The sequence below is a fragment of the Olivibacter sitiensis DSM 17696 genome (assembly GCF_000427965.1).
Taxonomy (GTDB): domain Bacteria; phylum Bacteroidota; class Bacteroidia; order Sphingobacteriales; family Sphingobacteriaceae; genus Olivibacter; species Olivibacter sitiensis.
Map to the genome: position 1 here is coordinate 85,697 of NZ_ATZA01000015.1, position 17,470 is coordinate 103,166.

The window sequence follows — 17,470 nt, forward strand, 5'->3', positions numbered from 1 at the left end:
GATATAACGGTCATTAGATGTCATATTTTTCGTACTTTCGCCAGTCAAAGTGTAAACGATCATAATGGATTATCATTTTAGAGACATAGAACAAAAGTGGCAAAAATTTTGGGCCGACAACCAAACATTCAAAGTAGACAATACCTCTGAAAAACCAAAATATTATGTGCTGGACATGTTCCCTTACCCATCGGGGGCAGGCCTCCATGTGGGCCATCCATTGGGATATATTGCATCCGACATCTTCGCAAGGTATAAACGTTTGAGAGGCTTTCATGTTTTGCACCCTATGGGTTACGACTCTTTTGGTCTCCCTGCAGAGCAGTACGCCATACAGACGGGGCAGCATCCTGCCATCACTACAGAAACCAATATCAATCGCTACCGCGAGCAATTGGACAACTTGGGCTTCTCTTTTGACTGGAGCCGGGAGGTGCGCACCAGTGAGCCATCTTATTATAAATGGACACAGTGGATCTTCATGCAGCTTTTTGAGGCCTATTATGATAAGCAAGCAGATAGGGCCATGCCCATAGCGCACCTAGTAGCACATTTTGAGCGGCAAGGTACAGATGGCATACAGGCCGTTTGCGATGAAGACGTTAGGCAATTTACGGGTGATGAATGGCGCTCGTTCTCTGACGAAGATCGAGAGCGTGAGCTACTGAAGTACCGCTTGGCTTACCTGCGCGAGAGTTCGGTAAACTGGTGTGCTGCGTTAGGAACCGTATTGGCCAACGATGAGGTAGTCAATGGAGTTTCCGAGCGGGGAGGCTATCCCGTGGAGCAGAAAAAGATGCTGCAATGGAGCATGCGCATCACGGCCTATGCCGAGCGCCTGCTCACAGGGCTTGATACCATCGACTGGCCCGAGCCTCTGGTGGAGATGCAGCGCAATTGGATAGGTAAGAGTATCGGTGCCAGCGTGCGCTTTGATGTGGCGGGACACGATGCGGCCATTGAGGTATTTACCACTAGGGTAGACACGATCTATGGTGTCAGTTTCGTGGTACTGGCCCCTGAGCATGAGCTGGTGACCCAGCTCACTACCGCTGCACAGCAGGCGGAAATAGAAACATACATCGAGCGTACCGGTCGCAAAAGCGAGCGCGATAGAATGGCGGATACCAAAACGGTATCTGGCGCTTTTACAGGGAGCTACGCTCTGCATCCGCTCACTGGAGAGCAGGTGCCGATCTGGATTGCCGACTATGTGTTGGCTGGTTATGGTACAGGTGCCGTCATGGCCGTGCCATCCGGCGATCAGCGTGACTACCTTTTCGCCAAGCACTTCAATCTGCCCATCATCCCAGTGACCGATGCACAGGTCATCGATGAAGAGGCAGATGCCAGGAAGGAAGGGAAATATATCAATTCAGGTATCATCAATGGCCTGGAATATAAAGAGGCTGTTGAGGTGCTTATTGCCAAACTAGAAGATATAGGACATGGCAAGGCTAAGATCAATTACCGTATGCGCGATGCCATCTTTGGCCGCCAGCGCTACTGGGGAGAGCCCGTTCCGGTCTATTTCAAGAACGGTTTGCCCCGATTGATAGCGGAAAGCGAATTGCCTTTATTGCTGCCAGAGGTAGACAAATATTTGCCTACCGAGACAGGTGAGCCACCGCTGGCACGCGCCACCAATTGGAAATACCAAGGGCAATATGAATATGAATGGAGTACGATGCCCGGTTGGGCAGGCTCCAGTTGGTACTGGTACCGCTACATGGATGCACACAACGATAAGGAGTTTGCATCCAAGCAGGCCATTAACTATTGGAAAGCAGTGGATTTGTACATAGGTGGCTCCGAACATGCCACGGGGCATTTGCTCTATAGTCGCTTTTGGAACAAATTCCTGAAAGATATGGGCTTTGTAGTAGAAGAAGAACCCTTCAAAAAGCTGATTAATCAAGGCATGATCCAAGGAAGGTCTAATTTCGTTTATCGCGTGCTGGATGAAGAAGGAAAAGGAACCAATATCTTTGTGTCTTACGGCCTGCGCGATCAATATACTACCGCGCCTATCCATGTGGATGTTAACATCGTGAGCAACGACGTCTTGGACATCGATAAGTTCAAAGCTTGGAGGCCAGAATATGTCGATGCTGCTTTTATATTGGAAGACGGCAAATATATCTGCGGTACGGAGGTGGAGAAAATGTCCAAGTCCAAGTACAATGTGGTCAATCCAGACGATATCGTGGCCAACTACGGCGCAGATACCCTGCGCATGTATGAAATGTTTCTCGGCCCGTTGGAGCAGAGCAAGCCATGGAATACCAACGGTATCTCGGGCGTGTACAATTTCCTGCGTAAGTTCTGGAAACTTTTCCATGACGCGCAAGGCAATTTTGCCGTATCTGATGCCGAACCCACAAAGGCCGAACTGAAATCCCTGCACAAGATCATCCGTAAGGTAGAGGAAGACATCGAACGTTTTTCCTTCAATACTTCCGTGTCGAGTTTCATGATCTGTGTCAATGAGCTCACAGAGCTGAAATGCAATAAGCGGGCCATTTTGCAAGAACTCGTCATCGTGCTTTCGCCCTATGCTCCTCACATCACCGAGGAGCTGTGGACTTTGCTCGGCAACGCACCAGGTACCATTTCCTATGCCTCGTATCCGGTGTTTAACCCCAACTATCTGGTGGAAAGTGAGTTTGAATATCCTATATCCTTTAACGGGAAAATGCGCATGAAGCTCAATATGTCCTTAGACATGGATATCGATGAAGTGGAGAAGACAGTACTGGGCAACGAAGAGGTGCAGAAATTCATAGATGGCAAGGCTGTCAAGAAAGTTATCGTGGTAAAAGGGAAAATTGTGAATGTCGTGTCGTAAGGCCAATAACAATGGATATGAACAAAATTTTATATGTCATCATGAGCGCTAGTTTACTTATTTCGACTCAAGTGAGCGCACAGAAGAAACGTTTAGACCTAAGGCAATCCACTGGTATGGCGCCATCGCTTACCAAAAACATCCCTGCGGTGAGCGGGTGGCTTGACAATGAGCACTATCTGGAGGCAGATAGGCAGGAGCGCAAGACCTATGCTGTCCATATCAAAACTGGAGAACGGGAGTTATACACACCTGCTCCGAGTGCTGATGTGCGCGTATTGGTGGAGGAAGGCAATATTTATATACAGTATGGTACGGAAGCACCAAAACAGCTGACCAACAATGCCGATGAGGAACGCAATCCCACACTGTCGCCCGATGGAAATTATGTGGCTTTCACACGTAATAAGGATCTATATGCCATTGAGGTGAACAGTGGTAAGGAAATACGCTATACTTCGGATGCGACCGATGTCATCTACAACGGATGGTCCTCTTGGGTATATTATGAGGAAATATTGGGTAGGTCCACACAGTATAAGGCTTTTTGGTGGTCGCCAGACAGCAAACATTTGGCCTATATGCGCTTTGATGATACCAAGGTACCCATGTTCCCTATCTATGGCTCTAAGGGACAGCATGGCTATCTGGAAGAGACGCGTTACCCCAAGGCAGGTGATCCCAATCCCGAAGTGAAGATAGGCTTTGTACCGGTGGCAGGGGGAGCGACCGTATGGGCAGATTTCAACGAAAAGGACGATCAGTACTTCGGCACACCCTACTGGAGCTTCGATAGCAAGAGCATGATGGTGCAATGGATGAACCGTGATCAGAACAACCTGAAATTCTACGCCGTAGACCCTTCGACTGGAACCATAAAGGAAATCTATGATGAAAAGCAAGCAGCCTGGATAGACCTCGATCAAGATGGACGCATCGAGTACCTGAAAGATAACAAACACTACATTCTTAAGAGTGACCGTACTGGTTGGGCTCATTTTTACCTCTATACCTTGGATGGACAGCTGGTCAATCCGCTTACATCTGGCAAATGGCAGGTGAATGGCCTGGAGTATGTAGACGAAAAGAAAAAGCAGGTCTATTTTACTGCTCGCAAGGAATCCAGCTCCACGGTAGATCTGTACAAGGTAGATTACTCGGGCAAGAACTTAAAGCGTTTGACCTTTGGCGACTATACTCATAGCGTGCGTATATCGCCCGATGGCAAACATTTCATCACCACCTATTCCAATGTAGGTACGCCCACCAAGCTGGCATTGCTCACCACCGAAGGGCGTTTGGTGAAGGAACTGGCCGATAGCAAGGCAGATGACTTCGACAGCTACACGTTTGGCCAGACTGAGATGATTACCATTCCCACGGAAGACGGCTACCAGCTGCCTGCGGTGATTACCTATCCTACGGATTTCGACGAAAGCAAAGTTTATCCCGTTATCTTTAGCATCTATGGTGGTCCCAATGCTGGAACAGTACGCAATACATGGAAAGGGGCCAACAACCAATTGTGGGCCAATGAAGGCATAGTACAGATTTCCGTAGACCATCGCGCCTCTGGGCATTTTGGTAAAGAAGGCGTGGCATTGATGCACAGAAACTTGGGGAAATGGGAAATGCACGACTACATTACCGCGGCGAAGTGGCTGAAAGCCAAACCGTGGGTAGCCAAGGACAAGCTGCTTATCACCGGCCACAGCTATGGCGGCTATATGACCTGTATGGCATTGACCTATGGCGCAGATTATTTCGATTTTGGCGTTGCAGGTGCCCCTGTTACGAGTTGGGAGCTGTACGATACCCATTATGCCGAGCGTTTTATGGATACGCCGCAGGACAATCCCGTGGGCTACAAGAATGGATCGGTACTCACCTATGTGGACAACTATAAAGGGCTATTGCGTATCATGCACGGCGATATGGACGATAATGTGCACATGCAGAACACCATACAACTAGTAGACAAGTTGCAGGACGCAGGCAAGCATTTTGAGCTGATGATCTATCCCGGTGGGAGACATGGATGGGGCGGTGCAAAAACACGGCACGACCGCAATGAACGCTATCGGTTTTATTATAAGCATTTACTGGGGAGGGAAGTGCCAGCAGAGTTATTGCAATAAAGTAAGAGTAGCTATTAAAAGGATACCAAAAGCCATCCTCGTTTATCATAGGATGGCTTTAGTTTTTTCTCTTTCAGAGAAGCTAACAGCCTTAAATAACGGATATTACCTTAACTAACCATTTTGATTTTGCTGATTTATGGCTATCTTTGAAAAAAGATGTTGATTATGTTAACAAAAACAAGATTAATCCAGTCATTGGATAAATTACCTGAGCATTTCTCCATCGATGATTTGGTCGATCACGCCGTGCTTATAGAGAAAGTACAAAGAGGACTGAATGATATAGCTAGTGATAGAGTGAATTCCAAGAATAACGCCCGCAAGAAGCTAGCAAAGTGGTTGAAGTAATTTGGACAGATAATGCTGTCGCTGATTTGAATGACATTGGAGAATATATAGCCAAGGATTCAGAAAGGTATGCGGAATTGACCGTGTCAAAGCTGTTTGCCGCAGCAGATGTCCTTGAAGAAAATCCCAGAGTAGGTAGTGTCGTATCGGAGTTCAGGGATGATAAGATTAGGCAGTTGATTATTGACAACTACAGAATGGTTTATCAGGTTGCTGATGCTGAAGATTGCGTGTATGTTCTGACAGTTCATTATGCCAAACGTCTTGTTAAAAATACGCGTCATTTCAAGAGATGACGTATTTAGGCATTTCACTTATCTATTTGCAGATTATTCTTCATAACATTGGTGCTCCACAAGGCCCATGCTATTAGCACGGGTTGGAAAAACAAGCGTGCCAAGCGCTTCTCATCCGTATCTAGCCCAAAGGCGTCTCTTCTGTGAATGTACTGCGCCCAATTGCCGGGAAAAACCATTAAGAAGAACATGGCGGCTATTTTTCCGATAGCCCTTTGATGCCTGCCCGCAAAGATCAGCGCTAGGCCAAAGGCAATCTCCACGTAGCCAGATAGAACTACCGTCAAATCGGTATTGACAGGCACCCATTGCGGTACCTGCGCCCTGAATGCCTTGCGGGCAAAGGTCAGGTGGGCAATGCCCGCAAACAGCAAAAAGGTGCCGAGAGCCACTCTGGCTATCCGCTGTGTGAGGGTGCCTGATGTTGGTGATTTCTTTCGCATAGTTTATTTGAAACATATGGTATGGCTGAAAGTTTGACTTCTTGAAAGGCTTTGTGCGACTTGCCGTATAATGGACTCTCATTGTCTAGGTAAGACCCTTGTATACAAATATGACTTTATATGTTACTTTTGCCAAGGAAGGTAATAAGACTTTCAATGGAAAGAAGATGACAAATGCATTTGACGTGAAGAGTAGCGATGGGCTGAAACTCAAGTTCTATCATTTTGACGTGGCCGAGGTCGAGCCATCGGCGCTGCTGTGCCTGGTACATGGTATGGGCGATCATGTGCAGCGACACCTGCCGCTCATAAACTATATGAATGGGCAAGGTATCTGTGTGATGGCCTTTGATCAGCGAGGACATGGCCGTTCGGAGGGATTGCGTGGACATAGTCCTTCCTATGATATACTGATGGAGGACATAAACTTGCTCATATCGCAAGCAAAGGAATACCATCCGCATCTGCCGATAGTACTTTATGGACATAGCATGGGGGGCAATCTGGTGCTCAATTATGCCCTGCGCAATGCCAGGGGGATACAGGCCGTCATCGCATCCTCACCTTGGTTGCGCTTGGCCTTTGCGCCTCCACGTTGGAAGATGCTGTTGGCTAGGTTGATCTATAAGATCTGGCCTACTTTTCAGGAGAGAACGGGGCTAAATGCCGAAAAGCTAAGCCACAACCCAAAGGTAACCATCGATTATGCAAACGATCCCTTGGTACACGATAAGATTACGGCAGCCTTTTATGTCAACCTGCTGGAAGCAGGCGAATGGGCCATTGCCCATGCGCATGAGTTGAAGGTGCCCGCCTTGCTGCTGCATGGCTCGGCCGATGAAATCACGTCACTGGAAGGAACAAAGACCTTTACGGAACATGCAAAAGGGAAGGCAAAGCTCCACGTATTTGAGCAATTGTATCACGAGATTCACAACGAGGATGAAAACGAAAAGCTGTTTTCGCTTTTGGTAGATTGGATACGTCAGCATGTTGTGCAGTAGTTTTTAAGTTTTCATTTCACGCCAAGTTTGATGATGCTTGCCACAATGAACTTTCTATTCTTTGTTTTAAGAAATTCGTTCAAAATGGTTTCCTTGCTCATTTGCGGCTTGAAATTGAATGTGTTTTTACCGTTTACATAGATTTTTACCTGTTTATCAAAATCGATCATATCTGGTGATAAGTATAGTTCTATCTGTGCTACACATGAGGATTCAATGGTGATGATGTTATCCCTGATTGTTGCTCTGACGGCACCAGACTTACTCTTGGTGAAGGTTGCCTGCTCTGTTTTTCCGTTTTGTGTTACCATTGGGTTCAAAGGTTGGTGCCAATCAGCCCTTTCACCTACGGTGTCTAGCTTGCTGATCGCTATCCAGGCATAGCGTCCGTTGCGCACGTCGTCCGTTTCCCAATAGATTTCATTTGGAAAGGGGTTTCTTCTGTGGGTAGCTAAGGTGTCAAAAAGGAAATTGATGCTGTCTACATGGTTGAAGGCCAATCCGTGACTGCCATGAAAAGCGTAATTCCGCCAATTGGCACCCTGCTCTCGGGAAAAAGTGTAAATTTGATTTACCAGTGGATATGGAAAGACATCGTCTTCTATGCCACTTATCCCATAGAATGTCTTATCGTTCCCGAGGTTCTTGATTGTCGTGTTGCCGGTATATACCTTGGGCAGGAAGTTGAGACCAAAGAAAGCGGCAAACATGGATGGCTTGTTCAATGCAAGCCAGAATGCACCGGAACCACCGTTGGAGTGTCCACCGACATATACCTTGTTATCGTCAATGTTGTAGCGCGATTTTACCTGTACTATCTCTCTTAGGATGGTTTCGAAAGCTTCTTGCTGATAAATCCAACCGAAGTCTTTCTTGCCGAAGGGATATAGTATGAAAGAGTCTTTTGTCCTGTCCATGATCTTGATCTCTTTTCCGTTGGGTATGTGGGCAGGATTTGAAAAGGCAGACCTGTTGACAACCGCGCCGTGCAGATAAACGTATAATGGCGTACTTTTCGAACTCGTATAACTATCGGGTATATACAATAGGTAGGGGATCGTCAATGTATCATTGACCTTGATCTGATACAATGTCCAGATCCCTTTTTCATTTGGCGTGTCAAAGTCATGAAACGATTTGATTTGCGCAATTAATTCTTGGACGGTATGGTCTTGTTGGAACTTTTGCCAATAGTTCTCATCGTCCATGATACTAATATTGACATGCTTGGTACTATCCTTCAAATCAGACAGTATGGCGTTGATGGCTGCATTGGCTGAATCTGCCTTTGTCTTAAAATCATCGATAAACTTTTTCCATTCGGGCAGCTCGTGAAGACATTGATTTAACGTATCGTTGGCAAAGAAATTGTAGCTATCCAAATCATACCCTATTTCAGCGGATCGTTTGAGATAATACTTAGCCTTTTCCGTCTGGCCGGCATGGCAGGCTGCCACTGCGGCAAAATACGTATCGTAATTACTCTGCCCATTACTGGTGTCAGCATAGAACGTATCGTAGAATTTGAAGGCCTGTATCAAGTCTTTTTTTTCGTAGTAATACCTTGCCGAGTCATAAAGATTGATTTGCTTTTCTTGGCCTATTGCAATATTGCTTGATAAACTCAATATAAAAATGTAGATAGTTTTTTTCCAACGCATGGCAATTATAGATTAAAGACTGATTTGATGCAAAGGAAGAACGTTAAACGGAATGAAAATTGTACTTTTCGGCCAAAGCCTCTATTTTTTGACGTACTGAAATATGAGTCTATCGTTGCCCATTCGATCTATGGACTGGAAGAAGCTTTTGGGATTGGAACCCGTGAGTTTTTTGTAGACCTTATTGAAATAGGATTGGTCGTAGAAATGGCTTTGATAGCCGATGTCCGTGAGGCGCTGAAACTGGTCTTGGAAAGACTGTCGCTTCAGTGAGTAGCGGAACTGCGCTATGCGGCGATAAGTGATGGGCGTATTGCCGATGGCCTGTTTGAAAAGCCGATTGAAGGAGCGGAGAGACAAATGGAGCTCTTGGGCTATCTCTTCCATTTTCCAATCGCGATCAAAATCCTGCAGCATGGCTACGGCCTTCCGCATCAAGGGATATTCCCTTGGTACCAATCGACACCAAAGAAACTCTTCCAAAAGCGCTATACGCTCCTTGTGAGCTTCTAACGAGAATAGCCTGTCCTTGTATTGCTGGAACTGGTCATCTTGGTTCCAGTGGTCGAAGAAACCGTTCTGTTCGGACATGACCTGCTCCATCGAAAAGGGGATAAACTGATTGAGACCAAAATCCTTGAATAATATAGTCACTCGATCTACTTTACCCATGATGTCTACCAGCAAAGGGGCTTGTTTCCTTATCTGGACAATGGCGCCACCCTTGCCCACCATACTTTGCTTAGCCAAAAAGTAGTTCTCGGCAAATACAAACTCCGAATCTTTATAAAGGGTCAATGCGGTGAAGGTATTAGGAAAGGAGTAATGTACGCTTCTGAAATTGGGATCTTCACTTTTGATGAAATAATAGCATAGAACAAATGGTTTCAGTTTGTCACTTGGCTCATGTGTTTGGATAGCGTTGGTCATACTCGTAAGGCTCTTTCTGGCACTTAGTAAACGTATTTAGTACTTAGACGTACCCCTTGGTACCTGCTTTCTATAGGTCTTTTTTCATCCAAATGTTGCAAGAGCTATGCCCCGAGTTTCCAAGTGGAGCATCCAAGTGTACAAATCCCTGCTTTTCATAGATGGATACGGCCTTGGAGAACTGTGGTAAGCTCTCGATATATATGGCTTTATAACCGAAATCTTTGGCCGATTGCATGCTCTTTTCCATCAACATCTTTCCTACTCCGTGGCCGCGGGCCGACCGGCTGATATAAAACTTGACCAGTTCCGCCATCAGATCTGGCAAGCCATCTGTCGGATAGATGCCGCAACAACCCATTACTTCATCGTCCATCTCGGCCACCCATAGTATTGAACGTTCTTGTTGAAATAGTTGGAAGAGCTGATCTGTGGTAGGGTCGGAGTAAACCGTGCCACATTTTGGAGAGTCATGTTCTTCAAAGACCTGTCTGATTACCTTTGCCAATAAAGGATTGTCTGTCTCCTGTACCGTTCGTATAATGTACTGCTTCATAAATTCTTCTGGTAAAGATAGGAAATTTGATGTGGACGTGCGATAATCACTTAAGGAAAGCCTAGACCTGTATATCGTATGCCCGCAAAATTTCATAGGATTGGTTTCTCGAGGGATGTTTTGTCTAGAATTTATTTGATAATATTAATTTATGTTTTAATATTATTTATTTTATATTCGCTTTTGTTTAATCTGTGAGAGATTTTATAGTTTAGTCATGTCGGAATGATCCTACGGAACATATCGAAGTGTCAGGTATTAAGTAAAGTAAAATGAAAGACGGTAAGATTCTATTCAAAGAACGGCAGCAGTTTCGGCAATGGTGGTTTTGGGTTTTGTTATTGGGCTTCGATCTGTTCATGCTATGGCGATGGTACCAATGGGGGCAAGTATCAAATGATTTCAGTGAAAGTGGTCTGATAGTACCCTCTGTCATCCTTTTTCTAGTGAACGTGTTGTTCTTTGTTCTCCAACTGGAAACGGTTATAAAGGAAGATGGTATATATGTACGGTTTTTCCCTTTTCATATTCATTACAAATATTTCCCTTGGCAAGATCTATATAAGGTATATGTAAGGCAATACCGTCCTTTGTTGGAATACGGCGGCTGGGGCATTCGATTTGGTGCAAAGGGTAGGGCCTACAATGTTTCGGGCAATTGGGGGATTCAGTTGATAAGAAAGAAGGGACTAAACGTACTAATTGGTACGCAACAACCGGAAGAGGTTGAAAAAGTAATTGCTGGTAGGGTATTGGAAGACTAAGCTTTTAGCTTTTAGCTTTAGGCTCTAGTCTTTAAGCTTTCAGCTTCCCTCTTCAGCTTTCGTTCTACATAAAATGGAGCAAATGGAATGAGGGAAGCCAAGAATAGGAGCGCAGAGCGTTTCAGTGACCATTTGTACTCGCTGTGGCAATAGAAGAGCATAATGACGTAAGCTACAAAGAGTGCCCCATGGGCACTGCCGACTATACGCACGTAAATAGGAAGATCGGCAAAATACTTTAGCGGCATAGCTACAAATACCAATAAAATAAAGGAAATACCTTCCAATAAGGCAATGATTCCAAATATGTTGAGCGCGGTAGCAGAGGATTGCGATGATGTCATTGTAGCGTGTCTGAATGATGGAGAACTTCACAAATATATACAGCACTTATACAGCATAGTAATATATCTTCAGCTTTTACTGTAATTTGACTATCTAACGATATAAAAAACAAGGAGAAATCCCTTCGTCAGAGATTTCTCCTTGCCAAGTGGTCGATAATAAATAACCATCAACCAACAACGAGTAACTACCTAATGCTTTCCTTCGTATTCCTTGACTTCTTTGTGCTCGTAGTCTTCTGTTAGCAAGGCGTCGATATCCAGACCTTTTTTATCCATGCCGAAGCGATGGAGGATATTATCCATGGTTTGGTAAACCACGGGTACGATGATGAGCGTTAGGAACATGGAACTGATCAAACCACCGATGATAACCCAAGCCAGTCCGTTTTTCCATTCGGAGCCTGCACTGGAAGCCAGTGCAATAGGCATCATTCCGATTACCATCGCTATGGTGGTCATGAGGATAGGGCGCAGACGGGCATGGTTGGCATGGATAAGTGCTTGCCTGGTACCGTGTCCTTCGGCTTTCATCTGATTGGTGAAATCCACCAGTATGATCGCATTTTTTGCCACCAGACCGATAAGCATGATGAGGCCGAGTATGGTAAAGATGTTCAGCGAGTTGTTGGTTAGTGCCAATGCCAGCAAGGCTCCAATAACGGAAAGCGGAATGGAGAACAATACCACAAATGGGTATACAAAACTATCATAGAGTGCTACCATGATGAAATACACCATCACGATGGCGATAATCAATGCCGCCCCCAGTGTACCGAAGCCTTCGCTTTGGTTTTCCATGTCTCCGCCCCATACGTAACTTACGCCTTGTGGCCTGCGTACCTCCTTTAATTGTGTTTCAAAATCCTGAATGATACTACCTGATGGGCGGCCCACGGCCTGGGATTGCACTTTTACCGAAGTGCTCTTGTCCCTTCTTTCCAGTTGGCTGGGGCCAGAACCTTCCCTGATATCTGCAAATTGCGACAGCTTAATGAGTTTGCCTTGGTCATTGGCAAACAATAGGTTGCGTACATCATCTATATTCTTGCGGTCATAGTCGTCAAACCGGATGTTGATGTCATATTCATATTCCCCTTGGCGGAATTTGCCATCGGTATTGCCGTTGAATGCCGTTTGCATGGTAGCACCTACTGTTTGCAAGCTCAATCCCAAAGCGGCCATTTTATCTCTGTCTACTTCTACCGTGATTTCTGGATTGCCTCCCTCAACAGAAAGTTTTACTTCGGATGCGCCCGATGTTTTTGTCAGGATGGACGTTGCCTCTTCCGCATAATGCATCACACTATCTAGATCTGGGCCTATTACGACCATTTCTATAGGAGCTTGCTCTGCCATACCCAAGATACTGACCGGTACGGTTTTGATCTTGGCACCTATCAAGATTTTTTCTAGCTCGCCTTTCAGTTTGGCTGCGTAAATATTGGATGGATCGGCCCGGTCTTGCTTGTCTACCAGCTGCACCGATATCTCCGACTTGTAGGCTGTAGTCAACGCGCCCGCCATCGCATCGCTCGATTGTCCTACGGTGGTGATCATACGGGTAATCTCAGGCTTTGTACTTAGGTAATCTTCTGCCTTGCGTGTCATCTGGTTGGTCTGTTCAATGGAAGCGTCCTTGGGCAGCTCTATCTGTACCAAGAATTCGCCACGGTCTCCCTGGGCAAAAAATTCAGCGCCGATATAACCACCACCTACTAGTCCACAGGAACCGAACAGCAAAACTACTACAGTAACGAGGGTGATGGCCTTGTGTTCTAGGGTCCAGTTGAGTATGTCGGTAATCCAGTGGGTGAAGCGGTCCAATTGTCTTTCGAACCAAAGGATGAAACGGCCAAATATGGTCCTATTTGATATGCGCTCTAGTTTACCAAAGCGCGATGTTAGCAACGGTACGATGGAAAAAGAGGCGAGTAGACTGAGGGTAGTAGAAATAACCACGACCACGCAGAATTGCTTCAAAATATCAGATACCAATCCGGTACTGAGTGCAATAGGTAAAAATACCACGACGATAACCGAGGTAATGGAAATAACGGTAAAGCCTATTTCCTTAGTAGCGTCAAAGGAAGCCCTCACTTTGTTCTTGCCCATTTCCATGTGGCGATAGATGTTTTCTATGACTACTATAGCGTCATCTACCAAAATACCTACGACTAGCGAGAGCCCTAATAGCGACATCAGGTTCAGCGTATAGCCTAGCAAGTTCATGCCGATAAAGGTAGCTATAAGCGAAGCGGGAATGGAAACCATCACGATAACGGCATTTCTCAAGCTGTGCAAGAAAAAGAGCATGACAAAGGCCACTAGGATGACGGCAAAGAACAAGTCGTGGATGACCGCATCGGCCGACTCCAACGTATAGATAGAGGAATCGCTGGCAATATCTATATTAAGGCCAACTTCCTTATAGTCTTCTTGCAAGGTATTTACGATTTCCGAGATGCCACGACTCACTTCCACCGCATTGGCATCCGATTGTTTCAATACTTGAAGCGCAATGGAGTTCTGCCTATCCACACGTGCTATTTTCTCCACATCCTTTTGCGTATCCTGTACATCAGCTACGTCCTTTAGTCGTATCTGTGAACCATCTGCCGTGGTAGTGACTATCAGGTTACGCAATTCTTCCACATTTTGGTATTTTCCAGCCAAACGAATCAGGATATCTTGATTTTGCGTTTTCACGCTACCTGTAGGGAAGTCGAGATTGGAAGCAAGGATAACCTGTTGTACATTTAACGGCGAAAGTTTGTAGGCTTCCAGCTTGGATGCATTGAGGTTTACCTGTATTTCCCTTTCGCTACCGCCAATCAGGTTCACCTGTGCCACACCGTTTACACGGGAGAGTACTGGTTGTATCCTTTTGTCTATCAAATCAAAGAATTCTACATCGCTCATATTGCCCGTGGCAGACATGGTGATAATAGGCAGGTCATCCAATGAGAACTTGGCCAATGAAGGCGTCTCCACGTCATCGGGCAGGTCAGATAAAATGGCATTTATCTTTCGCTGGGCGTCGTTCAATGCATAGTCTGGATCTGCTCCACTGTTGAGCGTCACGGTTACCAACGACAGGCTTTCGTATGAGGTAGCCTCCAATTTTTTGACGTTCTCCATGGAAGACACCGCATCTTCGATCTTTTTGGTGACGGTGTTTTCTACTTCGTTTGGCGAAGCTCCGGGATATACGGTAGAGATGGAAACAACTCCTGGCGTGAATTTGGGTAGCATCTCATAGTTGAGCGAGAGGTAGCTCATGATGCCCAGCATGGTAAGGGCAGAGAATACCACAATAACAATGGATGGCCTCTTGATAGAAATTTCTGCTATCTTCATTCGTAAATGTTTTTAAAATATCGATTTGAGTGCTTTATGCCCTAAAAAGGGGCGCTCTTGTTATTTTTTTTGCAACTGTATCTCGGTGCCGTCTACTAAATTGATCTGGCCGCTGGTGATCACTAGCTCACCTTCGTTGAGCCCATCCAATACTTCCACTTGTTCTCCCAATATGCGGCCAGCCGTTACTTTTTTCAGTTTGGCTTTGTTGCCTTCAACCACGTAGAGCTGATTGCTGTTTACGCTGCCTACAAATGAAGAACGAGGAATGACAATAGTAGGAGCCTGCTGTGGCAGCTCGAAGGTTGCCGTGCCATACATGCCCGCTCTTAGCACTTGGTTGTCCGTATTGTCAACCAGAATTTCCACTGGGTAGTTCAGCGTATTGTCGGCCTTCGGGGCGATAAAATTGATTTTTCCGGCAAAGGACTTATCTGGGAATACGGAGCTGCTTATCTTGACAGCATCTCCTTCCTTAATATTGACTACTTGCACTTCATTTGCTGTTACCTTAAGCTTCAGGCGCGAAACATCCACGATATCGAACAAGGGATCGCCTACTCTTACATAAGAGCCAAGCTCCACGTTGCGCGCATTGACAATGCCCGATATCGGGGCTTTAACATAAGAGTCTTGCACCCTGCGCTTGGCTTGGTTCAGTCGGGTCTCCGCATTGCGAAAGGCAAGGGTAGTTTGATCCAGTTGCGCTTTGGTGACACCACCGGTTTTGAATGAGCTCTCATAGCGTTCGAGATCGGTCTTAGCGTTGTTGTAGGCATCTTCGGCGCTTTGCACATCCAAGGTAAGTATTTCATCGTCGATGCGGGCCAACACTTGGCCTTTGGATACGCGCGATCCCTCATCCACTAATAGGCGCGTGATGCGCCCGCTGTTCTCTGCCAATAGGCTCAAGTCTTGGTTTGCTGCAAAATTGCCGTTGGAGGAGAAGTCCAAGTTTACGGACTGCTTCTTTACGGTATCTATATTTACCAGTACGGCTCCGCTTCCACTTTCGGCAACTACACGCGTCGCTTCTTCGTTTTTCTTCTTGTTGTTGCTCAGCACCCAGCCGATGAGCACGGCGACCGCGATTATTATAATAATGGTAATGATTCCCTTTTTCATATCCTTTCGTACTATTGATTGATCAGTGATTTAATATTGCCGTTTGCCTTTAGTAATTCAATTTTGGCCAATTTGTATTTTAGCAGAGCCTCGTTATAGCTATTCTGTGCGGTTACCAGATCGGTTTCCGACGTAAGTAGGTCGGTCAGGCTCGCCAAGCCGTTTTTGTAGTTGTTTTGCGTACTGTTGTAGACTTCCTCGGCCAGTTGCTTGTTTTCCCTTTGGGTTTCTATGGTAGTTAGGCTATTCTTGATCTGTTGTTTGGCGTTATCGTGCGCCATCTTCAACGAGTTCGAGGTGTTCTTGATGTCCTGCTCCAATTTTTTTATCTCGATGTCTGCTTGGCGTACGCGCGAGCGGCGGTTGAAACCGTCGAATATGGGTATGTTGAGCGTGAGTGTGATGGCACTCATATCATAGTTCAGCGCATTGTTTGTATACAGATTGAACCGATCGCTCTGGGTGTTATAGGCATAATTGGCGCCGATTGAGAGCGTAGGGTAGTACTCGGCCACAATGGATTTCTTTTGATAATCCAATAGCACCCCTTGACTCTGAAGCACCTTGAACGACAGTAGCTTGTTCACGTTAAAGTCGTCATTGGTGATCGTGGCTTCGCTTTCCAGTTGAGACACGATATCATTGGGTAGTGTGATAGACTGGTCTACGGGCATACCCATATAATATTTGAGCAGGTTGGTCTGCTGGTTTATGGCCGATTCCAGTTGCTCGCGTTGAGCGAGCAAGTTGCTCAGGTTCACTTTCACGCGGTCTAGGTCTATCTTTTTGGCCAGGCCCACCTCATATTGGCTATTGGTCATTTCCAATAGTTTTTTGGTCCGATCTATATTGGCATCAATGACGGCGATCTGTTCCTTGTTCAAAATCACCTGAAAGTAATTGGCTGCTACTTGCTGGATGAGGTTTTCCTCGCTCAGCTCAGCGGCCAGACGGTAGTATTCTTCGGTAGATCTCGCCGCCTTTAGGCCTGTAAATACCGCTTGGTTGAAGAGTTGCTGGCTCAGCTGCACTTGCGCCATACCTTGCCAAGCCTGTCCTATCTGAATGGTCTGGAACTCACCGTTCTCGTTAGGAAAAACAAACTGCGGAATGATGAGGTTATAAGCTGCATTGGTCGTAGCGCTCAATTGTGGGAGGGCATTAGACCTCACCTCGTCTATTTGATGCTGACCATTCAGTATGTCAAGCTTTGCCTTCTGCAACGCTTCGCTGTTCTGCATGGCATAGTTCAGGGCTTCTCTTAGGCTTAAAGGAGCTTCTTGAGCTATGCTGTGTCCTATACTTAATAGGAACACAAGAAACGATAGTTGTAGCTTTTTACTTAAATTCATAAGTAAATGTTCATAATTAATTCAAGTTGCTAGTTATATAATCTTGTTCAATGTAAAAGCGAAGATGAACAGGGATATTTTAAGAATCCATCCCCTAAATGTTACGGCATGGATTTTTCTAAGAAACAGCCCCTTTATCTCACTGATGGTCGTCTCCACCCTTTTTCTCATATACTCTTTTATGAATGCCGCGCTTGCACTGTCCTTCCTTTTGCTGTTTGCCTTTCGGTGCACTTTAAGGGCAATCTGATCGTTCTCCAGCAGATCGTCCTCTATTTGGTAGTTGGTATAGGCTGAG

Annotated in this window: 14 protein-coding genes and 1 pseudogene; 6 read left to right on the plus strand and 9 right to left on the minus strand. The window is 45.8% G+C overall.

The window, feature by feature from the left end; all coding sequences use genetic code 11:
* Positions 1 to 64: 64 nt before the first annotated feature.
* From leuS to A37S_RS0109995, 4 genes are all read left to right on the plus strand, one after another.
* The gene (leuS, locus tag A37S_RS0109980; RefSeq protein WP_028296861.1) at positions 65 to 2,848 is read left to right on the plus strand and encodes a leucine--tRNA ligase; all 2,784 of its coding nucleotides are present in this window, start codon (positions 65 to 67) and stop codon (positions 2,846 to 2,848) included.
* 17 nt (positions 2,849 to 2,865) lie between these two features.
* Positions 2,866 to 4,986 (plus strand): S9 family peptidase, encoded by a 2,121-nt coding sequence (locus A37S_RS0109985; protein ID WP_036602144.1) that lies wholly within the window; start codon positions 2,866 to 2,868, stop codon positions 4,984 to 4,986.
* A gap of 198 nt (positions 4,987 to 5,184) precedes the next feature.
* Entirely contained in the window at positions 5,185 to 5,337 is a 153-nt protein-coding gene (locus A37S_RS0109990) for a hypothetical protein (RefSeq protein ID WP_157278546.1), read from the plus strand.
* Positions 5,325 to 5,633 carry a type II toxin-antitoxin system RelE/ParE family toxin gene (locus tag A37S_RS0109995; protein ID WP_028296864.1) on the plus strand — a complete coding sequence of 103 codons (309 nt, stop codon included), beginning with the start codon at positions 5,325 to 5,327 and terminating at the stop codon, positions 5,631 to 5,633. Before A37S_RS0109990 ends, A37S_RS0109995 begins: the two co-directional genes overlap by 13 nt.
* A 14-nt stretch (positions 5,634 to 5,647) precedes the next feature.
* Here A37S_RS0109995 and A37S_RS24290 read toward each other — a convergent pair whose 3' ends face one another.
* On the minus strand, positions 5,648 to 6,076 hold the full coding sequence (locus A37S_RS24290) for a DoxX family protein (RefSeq protein WP_036602091.1): 429 nt from the start codon (positions 6,074 to 6,076) through the stop codon (positions 5,648 to 5,650).
* 110 nt (positions 6,077 to 6,186) lie between these two features.
* Here A37S_RS24290 and A37S_RS0110005 point away from each other — a divergent pair, with 110 nt between their 5' ends.
* The gene (locus A37S_RS0110005; RefSeq protein ID WP_051292974.1) at positions 6,187 to 7,080 is read left to right on the plus strand and encodes an alpha/beta hydrolase; all 894 of its coding nucleotides are present in this window, start codon (positions 6,187 to 6,189) and stop codon (positions 7,078 to 7,080) included.
* An 11-nt stretch (positions 7,081 to 7,091) separates the two neighbouring features.
* Here the strand turns inward: A37S_RS0110005 and A37S_RS0110010 are convergent, their stop codons facing one another.
* The 3 genes from A37S_RS0110010 to A37S_RS0110020 all read right to left on the minus strand — a co-directional run bounded on the left by A37S_RS0110010 (position 7,092) and on the right by A37S_RS0110020 (position 10,227).
* Positions 7,092 to 8,741, minus strand: a complete 1,650-nt coding sequence (locus A37S_RS0110010; protein WP_028296866.1) for a hypothetical protein — start codon at positions 8,739 to 8,741, stop codon at positions 7,092 to 7,094.
* Positions 8,742 to 8,822: 81 nt separating this feature from the next.
* Positions 8,823 to 9,671 (minus strand): helix-turn-helix transcriptional regulator, encoded by an 849-nt coding sequence (locus A37S_RS0110015; protein WP_028296867.1) that lies wholly within the window; start codon positions 9,669 to 9,671, stop codon positions 8,823 to 8,825.
* A 70-nt stretch (positions 9,672 to 9,741) separates the two neighbouring features.
* A complete protein-coding gene (locus A37S_RS0110020; RefSeq protein ID WP_028296868.1) occupies positions 9,742 to 10,227 on the minus strand; it encodes a GNAT family N-acetyltransferase in 486 nt (161 codons plus the stop codon).
* A 272-nt stretch (positions 10,228 to 10,499) separates the two neighbouring features.
* On the opposite strand from A37S_RS0110020, the gene A37S_RS24295 reads away from it, so the two are divergent.
* A complete protein-coding gene (locus tag A37S_RS24295) occupies positions 10,500 to 10,991 on the plus strand; it encodes a hypothetical protein (RefSeq protein WP_036602094.1) in 492 nt (163 codons plus the stop codon).
* 17 nt (positions 10,992 to 11,008) lie between these two features.
* On the opposite strand, the gene A37S_RS0110030 is transcribed toward A37S_RS24295, so the two are convergent.
* From A37S_RS0110030 to A37S_RS27465, 5 genes and pseudogenes are all read right to left on the minus strand, one after another.
* On the minus strand, positions 11,009 to 11,335 hold the full coding sequence (locus tag A37S_RS0110030) for a DUF3817 domain-containing protein (RefSeq protein WP_036602097.1): 327 nt from the start codon (positions 11,333 to 11,335) through the stop codon (positions 11,009 to 11,011).
* A gap of 192 nt (positions 11,336 to 11,527) precedes the next feature.
* A complete protein-coding gene (locus A37S_RS0110035) occupies positions 11,528 to 14,695 on the minus strand; it encodes an efflux RND transporter permease subunit (RefSeq protein WP_028296870.1) in 3,168 nt (1,055 codons plus the stop codon).
* 60 nt (positions 14,696 to 14,755) lie between these two features.
* Entirely contained in the window at positions 14,756 to 15,820 is a 1,065-nt protein-coding gene (locus A37S_RS0110040; RefSeq protein WP_028296871.1) for an efflux RND transporter periplasmic adaptor subunit, read from the minus strand.
* 11 nt (positions 15,821 to 15,831) lie between these two features.
* Positions 15,832 to 17,172, minus strand: a complete 1,341-nt coding sequence (locus A37S_RS0110045) for a TolC family protein (protein ID WP_028296872.1) — start codon at positions 17,170 to 17,172, stop codon at positions 15,832 to 15,834.
* A 33-nt stretch (positions 17,173 to 17,205) separates the two neighbouring features.
* Positions 17,206 to 17,470: pseudogene (locus A37S_RS27465) on the minus strand (IS982 family transposase); the annotation flags it as partial.